This is a genomic window from Buchnera aphidicola (Shivaphis celti) (genome assembly GCF_039349365.1).
GTDB lineage: Bacteria > Pseudomonadota > Gammaproteobacteria > Enterobacterales > Enterobacteriaceae > Buchnera_L > Buchnera_L aphidicola_AL.
The window spans coordinates 133,576-145,141 of sequence record NZ_CP134977.1 but is presented as its reverse complement, the minus strand read 5'-3'; the positions used below and the strand labels follow the sequence as shown (position 1 = coordinate 145,141).

General features: G+C 24.5%; 10 protein-coding genes and 1 other RNA gene. 6 read left to right on the top strand and 5 right to left on the bottom strand.

The window, feature by feature from the left end; all coding sequences use genetic code 11:
• Positions 1–40: 40 nt before the first annotated feature.
• On the bottom strand, positions 41–1,117 hold the full coding sequence (gene ychF / locus RJT40_RS00670; protein WP_343182706.1) for a redox-regulated ATPase YchF: 1,077 nt from the start codon (positions 1,115–1,117) through the stop codon (positions 41–43).
• A 292-nt stretch (positions 1,118–1,409) separates the two neighbouring features.
• Here ychF and rnt point away from each other — a divergent pair, with 292 nt between their 5' ends.
• Positions 1,410–2,057, top strand: a complete 648-nt coding sequence (rnt, locus tag RJT40_RS00665; RefSeq protein ID WP_343182648.1) for a ribonuclease T — start codon at positions 1,410–1,412, stop codon at positions 2,055–2,057.
• Between the two features lie 42 nt (positions 2,058–2,099).
• Here rnt and grxD read toward each other — a convergent pair whose 3' ends face one another.
• Positions 2,100–2,417, bottom strand: a complete 318-nt coding sequence (gene grxD, locus RJT40_RS00660; RefSeq protein WP_343182647.1) for a Grx4 family monothiol glutaredoxin — start codon at positions 2,415–2,417, stop codon at positions 2,100–2,102.
• 154 nt (positions 2,418–2,571) lie between these two features.
• Here grxD and ssrA point away from each other — a divergent pair.
• Positions 2,572–2,932, top strand: a transfer-messenger RNA (tmRNA) gene (gene ssrA, locus RJT40_RS00655).
• 43 nt (positions 2,933–2,975) lie between these two features.
• Here the strand turns inward: ssrA and nadK are convergent.
• A complete protein-coding gene (gene nadK, locus RJT40_RS00650) occupies positions 2,976–3,851 on the bottom strand; it encodes an NAD(+) kinase (RefSeq protein WP_343182646.1) in 876 nt (291 codons plus the stop codon).
• A 121-nt stretch (positions 3,852–3,972) separates the two neighbouring features.
• Here nadK and grpE point away from each other — a divergent pair, with 121 nt between their 5' ends.
• Complete coding sequence (gene grpE / locus RJT40_RS00645; protein WP_343182645.1) at positions 3,973–4,308, top strand: nucleotide exchange factor GrpE; 336 nt, start codon at positions 3,973–3,975, stop codon at positions 4,306–4,308.
• 21 nt (positions 4,309–4,329) lie between these two features.
• Here the strand turns inward: grpE and ung are convergent, their stop codons facing one another.
• Positions 4,330–4,989, bottom strand: a complete 660-nt coding sequence (ung, locus tag RJT40_RS00640; RefSeq protein ID WP_343182644.1) for a uracil-DNA glycosylase — start codon at positions 4,987–4,989, stop codon at positions 4,330–4,332.
• Positions 4,990–5,075: 86 nt separating this feature from the next.
• Between ung and RJT40_RS00635 the strand changes: the two genes are divergently transcribed.
• Positions 5,076–5,666, top strand: coding sequence for a peroxiredoxin (locus tag RJT40_RS00635; protein ID WP_343182643.1), 591 nt, complete (start codon positions 5,076–5,078; stop codon positions 5,664–5,666).
• A gap of 105 nt (positions 5,667–5,771) precedes the next feature.
• On the opposite strand, the gene RJT40_RS00630 is transcribed toward RJT40_RS00635, so the two are convergent.
• Positions 5,772–6,512 (bottom strand): DUF2076 family protein, encoded by a 741-nt coding sequence (locus RJT40_RS00630; protein ID WP_343182642.1) that lies wholly within the window; start codon positions 6,510–6,512, stop codon positions 5,772–5,774.
• A gap of 132 nt (positions 6,513–6,644) precedes the next feature.
• Here RJT40_RS00630 and gyrA point away from each other — a divergent pair, with 132 nt between their 5' ends.
• Together gyrA and nrdA are read left to right on the top strand one after the other, a co-directional pair.
• The gene (gyrA, locus tag RJT40_RS00625) at positions 6,645–9,170 is read left to right on the top strand and encodes a DNA topoisomerase (ATP-hydrolyzing) subunit A (protein ID WP_343182641.1); all 2,526 of its coding nucleotides are present in this window, start codon (positions 6,645–6,647) and stop codon (positions 9,168–9,170) included.
• A 67-nt stretch (positions 9,171–9,237) separates the two neighbouring features.
• The gene (gene nrdA / locus RJT40_RS00620; protein ID WP_343182640.1) at positions 9,238–11,523 is read left to right on the top strand and encodes a class 1a ribonucleoside-diphosphate reductase subunit alpha; all 2,286 of its coding nucleotides are present in this window, start codon (positions 9,238–9,240) and stop codon (positions 11,521–11,523) included.
• The last annotated feature ends 43 nt before the right edge of the window (positions 11,524–11,566 follow it).

The window sequence follows — 11,566 nt, the reverse complement described above, 5'->3', positions numbered from 1 at the left end:
ATTTTTAGAGAAGAGAAATATATTTCTTCTCTAAAATAAATTATGATGTAAACAAAAAATTAATAATATCACCATCTTGTATTATATAATTTTTCCCTTCATATCTCAACTTCCCAAATTGTTTTGCTTTTATTACACCACGAAATTTAATAAAATCAATATAATTAACGACTTGTGCTCGAATAAAACCTTTTTGAATATCTGTATGTATTTTTTTAGCAGCTTGAAAATTATTTGTTCCAATTGGAATAGGCCAAGATCGTACTTCTTTTTTTCCAACCGTAAAAAAATTATGTAAGTTTAATAATTTATATCCTGCATGAACAATTTTATTTATCAATATAGTATGATGATTTAACGTTGAAATATTTTTACTATTTTTAACTTTTTTATTTAGTAAATTGTATTCATGTAAAATGGAAATGGGAATAAAAATATTATTTTCTTTTAAATCTGAATTTATGAATTTTTTAATATTAAAATTATCTAAATTATTAACAGATATATTTGCAATATAAATAACAGGCTTAATGGTAATAAATTTAATATCATATAATAAATTTAGTTTTATTTCATTAAAAAATAATGTATTTAGAAATTTTCCATTCTCTAAAACATCACAACATAATTCTAATAACTGTATTTTTTTTTTGTTTAAAGTAATTTTATTTTTTTTTAATTTTAATATTTCTTGCTGACATAGATTTAAATCCGAAAAAATCAGTTCCATATTTATAATTTCAATATCATCTTTCGGTTGAATAACATTATTAACATGTATAACATTACTATCATGGAAACATCGTACGACATGTATTATAACATTAGTTTTACGAATATTATCTAAAAATAAATTACCCAACCCTAAACCTTTTGAAGCTCCTTTGACTAATCCAGCAATGTCTACAAATTCAATATATGCTGGAACAATGGATTTTGGTTCTGTAATTTTAACAATTTCATTTAATCGATTATCAAAAACAGAACAAAATCCATAATTAGGATTAATAGTGCAAAATGGAAAATTTTTTGCAGGAACGTTTAATCCTGTTAAAATATTAAATAATGTCGATTTTCCAACATTGGGAAGACCAATAATACCACATCTTAAACCCATAATTACCTCTCTAAAAATTTCAAAATATAATATATTCATTACAATATATTTTATGTGTTTCAAAAAAAAATTTTATATTTTTATACTGATATATTACAAATAAATATATTTCATGATATAAATGATATAATAAAAAATAGAATATAAAAAAGTATTATATAATATACCTAAAAAATTTATATAAAATAAAAATAAAAAAATAATATATAATTTCATAAAATGAACCATAAATATAAAAATAATAATATATTAATTTGAAAGAATTAATGTATAAAATAATAAAAAAAATAACATGCACTTTCAATATAATAACTTACAAGAAAGATTCAGAAAATTTTTTCCAGTAGTCATTGATATCGAAACAGCCGGATTTAATAAAAAAATAAATGCTTTATTAGAAATAGCGGTGATTACATTAAAAATGGATAAAAATGGATGGATAAAAAAATCAAAAACAATACATTATCATATTACTCCATTTTCAGGATCATTAATTGAAATTAAATCTTTATTATTTAATAAAATTGATCCATTTAATCCATTACGACAAGCAGTTTCTGAACATGAAGCACTAACATTTATATTTGATATTATCAATCAAGAAATGCAATCAAATAAATGTAAAAAAAGTATATTAGTTGCACATAATCCACAATTTGATTATTCTTTTATTAAAGAAGCAATCAAAAGATGTAATATAAAAAATAATCCATTTCATCAGTTTGTTACATTTGATACAGCCACATTAAGTGGATTCGCTGTTGGCGAAACAGTATTATCAAAAGCTTGTAAAATAATGGGATTATGTTTCGATAATAAAAAAGCGCATTCTGCTTTATATGATGCAATACAAACTGCAAACTTATTTTGTAAATTAATTAATCTATGGAAAAAATTAGGAAAGTGGCCTATTAAAAAAAATAAATTCATAAATAAATAATTAGATTAATAAAAAATTAATCTAATTATTTCTATAAATGTATTACTTAATTATTGACTTATTTAACAGAATTTTTAATTCTCCACTATGATGCATATTTAATATAATATCACATCCTCCGATTAATTCACCCTTTACCCACAATTGGGGGAAAGTAGGCCACTTCGCATACTCAGGAAGTGCAGATCTAATATGTTCATTTTCTAAAACATCAACATATGCAAAATATACGCCACATGATGAAATTGCTTCTACTGCTTTTGCAGAAAAACCACAACTTGGAGAATCTGGAGATCCTTTCATATAAATTAAAATTGGATTATCGTGAATTTGTTTTTTTATCTCTTTAATAACATTCATATTATTCACCTTATACATCAAATGATAAATTATATTGTAATACAAATTACAAACAAAATAAAAAAATACTCTAATTAAAAATATTTTTTGTTGACAAAATATGTTAAAATTGTGATATAATAAGTTTCATTTAATTTTCTATAAAAATTTAATAGGGGTTGATATTGGATTCGACAAAATATCTATACAATTTATAGTACATGTCGAGGTACGGTTTGCCTCGTTAAAAAACCGAAAAAAACAAACGCAAAACAAGAAAAATACGCTTTAGCAGCTTAAAAAACTAAAAAAGCCCTTCTTATTCTTATTTATTCTTTTAGAGAATAATACAAGGTTAATAAAAAGAAAATCATTATAAATTTTTCTCAAAAATTTGTATGATAAAAAAATTGAGATAAGTATTTCAATAGTATTTTCTTTTTTACTGAAATACTAAAAAAAAAAAAAGAATAAACATGTAGTTACTATAATTGTTAATATTTTGGACGCGGGTTCGAATCCCGCCAACTCCACAAAAAATACTTAAAAATAAAAAAACTATTTTATTGATTTCATCAATCAAAAAAAATTTTTTGACCAACATAGTTTTTTTCGTAATACATTTAAATAATGATAATTTTTTGGATGTATTAAATTAATAAAATTTTTACTCTTATAAATCATAACTTTATCTTTTTCAAAAACTGAAAACTTACATTGTCCATCACAACTAATTTTTGCTTTATTATCACAATCAAATATTTTTAACATAATTTTATCATTACTGCTTACTACAATAGGCCTAGAAGACAAAGTATGAGGAAACATAGGTACTATAACAACAACATTAGAAGATGTAGATAAAATAGGACCTCCTGCAGATAATGCATAACCCGTCGAACCTGTTGGTGTTGAAATAATTATACCGTCTGCACGTTGAGAAAAAGCAAAAAACTTATCAATATAAACCGCAAATTCAATCATATGAACATTCTTTCCTGCATGTAAAATAATTTCATTAACAGCAAAACTATTTTTTTGAATTTTCTCATGATATATACTGACTTCTAATAAAAATCGCTTTTCTAAAAAATATTCTCCAGAAAGAATACAAGATAACATATTAATCATGTTATCAGGATTTAAATCAGTTAAAAAACCTAAATTTCCACAATTCACACCAATAATATTAATAGGATAATAAGATAAAGTACGCAAAACACATAACATATTTCCATCTCCACCTATTACAATACCCAAATCACATTTTTCTCCAATTTGTTCTAAAGTAGCAGTATTTACACTATTTAAATTTAAAAATCGTGCAATCCCAGATTCAACAACAACATTATATTGCTGTTTTGTTAACCACTCATATAAAATTTTATGAGTTAGAAATAAATTCACATCACGAGGATATCCTAAAATAGCGATCCGCTGAATTTTTCTTTTCATTATAAATCGTCCTAAATCACAAAAAAAAGTAAAAGATAATAAATTAATATATTATATTGAACTAAAAATTAAAATCTCTATAATATAACCATAAATTTAAATTTTTAAAATATTAAATTATATGCAAAACGATATAAAAAACAATACTATCAAAAAGATAGAAAAATTAAAAAATCAATTAAAAGAAATTATTAAAGAAAAGAAAGAAATAAAACTACGAACAGAAGCAAATATAGAAAACATAAAAAAGAAATCCATAGACACAATAAAAAATATTAAAAATAATCAATTAATGGAATTTTTAAAAAAAATATCTCATATTATCAACCATTTTGAAAAAATATTCAAAAAATCTCAAGAAAATAACTTAACAAATCATGCTGTTACAAAAGGCATTCAATTAATTCAAAAATCTTTATTAAAAACTGTACAACACTTCAATAAAAAAAACAAATAAATATAATACATATAAAAATTACTACCAAATAATCTGTTTTCTTTTTAATAAAAAAAGTTTTTTATTTGTTTTTAAAAAATGTTTACATCCAAAAAAACTTATATGTGCTGATAATGGAGAAGGATGTGAAGCAAAAAGAATAGTATGTCTATTAGAATCAATTAATATTGCTTTTTTTTTGGCATCATTCCCCCATAATAAAAAGATAATATTTTTTAAATAATGATTAATATAACGTATTATTTGGTCCGTGAACTGCATCCAACCAATCGATACATGCGATCTTGGTTTACCAGATCGTACAGTCAATATTGTATTTAATAATAACACTCCTTGATTAGCCCAATTTATTAAACAACCATGTTGATAATAATTATTATGATAAAAAAAATTGGCAATCACCTCCTTATATATATTCTGTAACGTAGGAGGAATCATACACCCCATTCGAACAGAAAAAGCTAATCCATGCGCTTGATTAACATGAAAATAAGGATCTTGCCCAATGATTACTACTTTAATAGATTGAAAAGGTGTAAAATAAAACGCATTAAATACCTCTTTTTTAGGAGGATAAATATTATATTTTTTACGTTCTTCTGTAACAAGAGATAAAATCTTCGATAGTATTAACTTTTCTTTATTGAAAATAGATTTCCACTCTAAAGAGAAATTTTTCATTTTTTTTATAAAAATATAATATATTAGAAAGTTTAAAATATTATACACTTATATGATAATTAAATAAATTAAAAAGAAGATAAAATATGAATTTAATTACTCAACATGCACCAAATTTTGTTGCCCCTGCAATACTTGCGGATGGCACTATAACGGAAGAGTTCAATCTTAAAAAAGAAACAAAAAATAAATCAGTTGTTCTATTTTTTTGGCCAATGGATTTTACTTACGTATGTCCAACTGAAATTATTGAGTTTAATTTATCATATTTAGAATTTCAGAAAAAAAATACTGAAATTATTGGAATCTCTCGAGATTCAGTATTTGTGCATCAAGCATGGAAAAATACTGAAATTAAAAAAGGGGGTATTGGAAAGATACAATATCCTTTAATATCAGATATAAAAGGGGAAATACAAGAAGCGTATGACGTTGTACATCCAAAATTTGGAGTATCATTACGCGCAACATTTATTATTGACAAAAATGGAATTATTAGAAACCAAATAATCAACGATCTACAATTTGGAAGAAATATAAAAGAAATTTTAAGAATAATTGATGCAATTTACTTTCATGAAAAACATGGAGATGTCTGTCCAGCAAATTGGGAAATTGGAAAAAAAAGTATACAACCTTCACAGGAAGGATTAATAAAATATTTCAATAAAAAATAATATAAAACATAAAACAAGCAGGATAAAGTCCTGCTTGGTATGTATTATATTGATAATTTTATTAAATTGTATAATAAAATATTTTATAAAATAGTGATAATATTTCTAAATATTTGAATCAAAATCATCGATATTATCATTTACATCATCAATATCATTGATATCATCTTCTAAATTCTCCATACTATCAGAATTTATATCATCTACTAAAACACTTGAACTATTTGAATTATCAGTATCTGAATTTAAAAAAATATTTTTAATAGAATTACTATTCTCATCTGCAGAATATTCATTATTTAAATCATTTTTATGACCAGTATTATCAATATGATGATTATAATTAAATAAATTTGTAATAATATTTCCGGCCACCATACCTCCTGCAACGCCTAACGCTGTTTGTAAAGCATTACTAAGAAAATTAGAAGTATAACTATTACTTTCTTTAGAATGAAAAATATTCGATTTATCTGTAGTAAAATTATCTGAATTGCTTAAACCTGTTTTACGAAATTTTTCAAACAATGGTTGACTTATATTATTATTATTTTTAATTTCAGAATCATGTAAAACATTTTTTTTTAAATTTTCATTTAAAAAATTTACATTTTTTGATTGATTATATAATTTATCTTTATATTCTTTTAATTTATTTTTTAGCTCTTGTATTACTAAATCTTGAACTAAAATTTTTTGTACCATGAAATATATTGCGTGATTGGTTGATTTAGATAATTGTAAAATTAGTTTTTCTACTTCATGGTCTTTATTTTTTGTTTCATTTTCTATATTTTTCAGTTTTTTAAATAAATCTATGATTAATATTTTTTCTGTATCATTCATTAATTTCTCCTACAATAATTTGGAAATTTAAATAAATATATAAAATCAAACTATCATTTTAATGTTAGTTAAATCATTTCATTATGATATAATTTATATTAATCAGTACATATGATTACAAGAGAATGAAATATGAAAACAATCACAAAAATCCCACAAATTGACATTGAAAAAGAACTACAATCATCTTACTTAGATTACGCAATGTCAGTCATTGTTGGTAGAGCATTACCTGATGTTAGAGACGGACTAAAACCTGTACATAGAAGAATATTGTTTGCAATGAAAGTATTGGGAAATGATTGGAATAAACCATACAAAAAATCTGCAAGAGTTGTCGGTGATGTTATAGGAAAATATCACCCTCATGGCGATTCAGCAGTATATGAAGCCATTGTACGTATGGCTCAGAAATTTTCTTTAAGATATACATTAATTGAAGGACAAGGAAATTTTGGATCTATTGATGGTGATGCAGCAGCTGCGATGCGTTATACAGAAATTAAAATGTCAAAAATAGCACATGAATTACTTATAGATTTGGAAAAAAATACTGTAAATTTTTTACCAAATTATGATGAAACAGAGAAAATACCAGAGGTTTTACCAACTAAAATACCTAATTTATTAATCAATGGATCATCTGGAATTGCAGTTGGTATGGCTACAAATATTCCACCACACAACTTAAATGAAGTGATTAATGCTTGTCTAGCATATATTAATAATAATGATATTTCTTTAAAAGAATTGATGCATTACATACCAGGTCCTGATTTTCCTACTGCAGGAACAATTAGTGGATACGAAGGAATTGAACAAGCATACCGTACAGGAAAAGGTAAAATTTATATTCGAGCGAGATATACAATAGAAATACAAAAAAAAAATAAAAGAGAGTCTCTTATAATATATGAATTGCCATATCAAGTCAATAAATCCATATTAATTGAAAAAATCGCTGAATTAGTTAAGGAAAAAAAAATTGATGGAATACATGCATTACGAGATGAATCTGATAAAGATGGTATGCGAATTGTAATTGAAATAAAGAAAGATACAATAAAAGAAATACTATTAAATCAATTATATGTATTAACACCAATGCAAGTTTCTTTTGGAATTAATATGGTAGCTTTACACCACGGACAGCCAAAAGTTATGTCTTTAAAAAATATATTAAAATATTTTTTGTCACATCGAAAAAATATAGTTACTAAACGAAGTATATTTGATTTAAAACGGGCAAAGGAAAAAGCACATATATTACAAGGATTAACAATTGCTTTAGATAATATAGATGATATTATTAAAATCATCAAACAGTCTAAAAAACCACAAATTGCAAAAATAGAATTATTATCTAAAACATGGATAATAGGAAAAAAATCAAAATTGATTTACACTGATGATATCAAAAATCAAGATTTAGAAATAAACAATACAAATAAAAAAGAAAAGTATCAATTTACTGAAAAACAAATTAAATCTATTTTAGAATTAAAACTACATAAATTAACCACTTTAGAACATGAAAATATTATCAAAGAATATGAAAATCTCATTATAAAAATTAATGATTTATCTAAAACATTAAATAATCCAAAAAAAATGTTAAAAATTATTACAAATGAACTAATTGATATACAAAAAATATTCGGAGATCAGAGAAAAACAGAAATCATAGAACATGAAACTGAGGTCGACATTCAAGATATGATTACCAAAGAAGATGTAGTAGTCACTTTATCAAAATCAGGATATGTAAAATATCAACCGTTATCAGATTACGAAGCACAACGAAGAGGAGGTAAGGGACGTTTAGCAGCACGAACCAAAGAAGAAGATTGTATAGAAACATTGTTAATTACTAACACGCATGACACGATATTATGTTTTTCGAATAAAGGAACTTTATATAGAATAAAAGTATACCAATTACCTGAAGCTAGCCGTCATGCTAGAGGAAGACCAATCATTAATTTAATACCTTTACAACGTCAAGAACGTATTACAGCTATATTAAATTTAAATAATACTACTGGAAATAAAAATGTATTTATGTTAACTGCTAGAGGTATTGTAAAAAAAACTACATTAAATACATTTAAAAAACCAAGATCAACAGGTATTATGGCAATACATTTAAAAGAAAAAGATGAGTTGATTGGAGCAGCGATTACAAATGGAACAAATAATATTATGATATTCAGTAAACATGGAAAAATAGTACATTTTTCAGAAAAAGAAGTACGTAAAATGGGAAGAACAGCATACGGTATTAGAGGAATTAATATAGAAGAAGATGACCAAGTTGTATCTTTATTAGTGCCAGATAAAAATGGAGAAATTTTAACAGTAACAGAAAATGGATATGGAAAACGAACAAAGATAAATAAATTTCCTATTAAATCAAGAGGAAATAAAGGTGTTAGATCAATTAAAATCACAAAAAAAAATGGGGTATTAATTAGCGCAATACAGGTTAGAGAAAATGATCAAATCATCATGATTACTAATGCCGGAACGCTAGTACGTATTCGTGTTTCGGAAATTAGAATATTAGATAGAAATACACAAGGAGTAATTCTAATCCGTACTGTAAAAAAAGAAAAGGTAGTAGCATTACAAAAAATCTCTAATAAATTTAACATATAAATATCAAAAATATATATATATATATAAATTAGTAGAAATAAAATATGTAATTTGTAGGTAAAATATAATGTACAAAAAATACTCAGTTATTAAAAGAAATAATAAAAAAGAAAAAATGAACATTCAAAAAATTTATAAAATTCTAGAATGGGCATCAGAAAAGTTAGAAAATATTTCTACATCAAAAATTGTATTAAAAGCAAAAATACAATTTTATGACAATATTACAACTATTCGAATTCATGAAATTATAATAAAAATAGCATCCGATCTTATTTCCACTAAACATCCAGATTATCAATATATATCAGCAAGACTATTAATTTTTCATTTAAGAAAACAGGCGTATGGAAAATTTCACCCTCCTGCATTATATACGCATGTAAAAAAAATGGTTAAATTAAAAAAGTACGACAAAAAATTATTAAAATATTTTTCTAAAAAAGAATATCAAGAAATGAACAAATTTATTAAACATGAAAGAGATATGAATTTTTCATATGCAGGAGTAAAACAATTAGAAGGAAAATATTTAATAAAAGACAGAATTAGTGGAAAAATTTATGAAAGTGCACAATTTTTATATATTTTAATAGCAGCATGTTTATTTAGAAAATATCCAAAAACTAATCAAATGCAATATATTAAAAAATTCTACAATGCTGTTTCAAAATTTAAAATTTCATTACCTACTCCAATTATGTCTGGCGTACGTACTCCAATGCGTCAATTTAGTTCATGTGTTTTAATTGAATGTGCAGATAGTCTAAATTCAATAAATGCTACCGCAAGTTCTGTAGTAAAATATATTTCGCAAAGAGCAGGAGTTGGAATTAATGTTGGGCAAATCAGAGCAATTGGCAGTCCAATAAGAAACGGAGAAAATTTTCATACCGGATGCATTCCATTTTACAAACATTTTCAAACAGCAGTCAAATCATGTTCACAAGGAGGAGTAAGAGGAGGAGCAGCAACATTATTTTACCCTATTTGGCATTTTGAAATTGAGAGTTTAATCGTATTAAAAAACAATCGAGGAATTGAAGAAAATCGTGTTCGACATGTTGATTATTGTGTACAAATTAATAAATTTATGTATAATAGACTAATTCAACAACAATACATTACATTATTTAGTCCATCTGATACACCATTATTATATAATTCGTTTTTTTCTGACCAACAAAAATTTAAAAAACTGTACAAAAAATACGAAAAAAATAAAAATATTAGAAAAAAAAAAATTAAAGCAACTGATTTATTTTCATTAATTATGCAAGAACGAACTTCTACTGGTAGAATTTACATACAACATGTAGATCATTGTAACATGCATGGACCATTTAAAGAAAAATATGCAACTATTAAACAGTCAAACTTATGTTTAGAAATTACATTACCTACAACAGCAATTACTGATATACATGATCCTAATGCAGAAATTGCACTATGTATTCTATCTGCTTTCAATTTAGGAAAAATAAAAAAATTTACCGAACTAAAAGAACTATCTAATTTACTCGTAAGAGCACTAGATGAAATCATTGATTATCAAAAATATCCAATATTAGCTGCAAAAAACAGTGTAAAAAATAGAAGACCATTAGGTATAGGAGTAATTAACTTTGCATATTTTTTAGCAAAAAACAATGTACGTTACTCGGATGGAACTGCAAAGAATATAACACATCAATTATTTGAACATATACAGTATTATTTGTTAACAGCTTCATGTAAACTAGCAAAAGAAAAAGGAAAATGTCCATTATTTCATCAAACAAAATATGCCGATGGAATATTGCCAATTGATACATATTATAAAAAAATAGATATTATATGTAACCAAACACTAAAATTAAATTGGACAAAATTAAGAAAAAAAATTAAAAAATACGGACTAAGAAACTCATCATTATCAGCAATTATGCCCACAGAAACTTCTTCACAAATTACTAATGCAACAAATGGAATCGAACCTCCAAGAGGATATATTACAGTAAAAGCATCAAAAGATGGAATGCTCAAACAAGTTGTTCCGGAATATAAAAAACTAAAAAAAAAATATGAATTATTATGGAATATTCCAGATAATACAGGATATTTACATTTAGTATCAATTATGCAAAAATTTATCGACCAATCAATTTCAACAAATATCAATTATGATCCAAAAAAATTTCCAAACAACAAAATTCCAATGAAAATATTATTAAAAGACCTACTTACTACATATGCTCTTGGAATTAAAACATTATATTATCAAAATACAAGAGATGGAATAAAAAATATCGATCATGGTATACAACAAATATCCAGCATTGTTTCATGTGATAATGGAGCATGCACATTATAAATTAAATATTTCATAAATGTTTTATGAATTTATTAAGGAAAAT

Bases quoted from the DNA above. Each gene is read 5' to 3' on its own strand.
- rnt (WP_343182648.1), top strand. From the start codon at position 1,410: ATGCACTTTCAATATAATAACTTACAAGAAAGATTCAGAAAATTTTTT.
- grxD (WP_343182647.1), bottom strand. From the start codon at position 2,417: ATGAATGTTATTAAAGAGATAAAAAAACAAATTCACGATAATCCAATT.
- nrdA (WP_343182640.1), top strand. From the start codon at position 9,238: ATGTACAAAAAATACTCAGTTATTAAAAGAAATAATAAAAAAGAAAAA.
- RJT40_RS00630 (WP_343182642.1), bottom strand. From the start codon at position 6,512: ATGAATGATACAGAAAAAATATTAATCATAGATTTATTTAAAAAACTG.
- nadK (WP_343182646.1), bottom strand. From the start codon at position 3,851: ATGAAAAGAAAAATTCAGCGGATCGCTATTTTAGGATATCCTCGTGAT.
- ung (WP_343182644.1), bottom strand. From the start codon at position 4,989: ATGAAAAATTTCTCTTTAGAGTGGAAATCTATTTTCAATAAAGAAAAG.
- gyrA (WP_343182641.1), top strand. From the start codon at position 6,645: ATGAAAACAATCACAAAAATCCCACAAATTGACATTGAAAAAGAACTA.
- ychF (WP_343182706.1), bottom strand. From the start codon at position 1,117: ATGGGTTTAAGATGTGGTATTATTGGTCTTCCCAATGTTGGAAAATCG.
- RJT40_RS00635 (WP_343182643.1), top strand. From the start codon at position 5,076: ATGAATTTAATTACTCAACATGCACCAAATTTTGTTGCCCCTGCAATA.
- grpE (WP_343182645.1), top strand. From the start codon at position 3,973: ATGCAAAACGATATAAAAAACAATACTATCAAAAAGATAGAAAAATTA.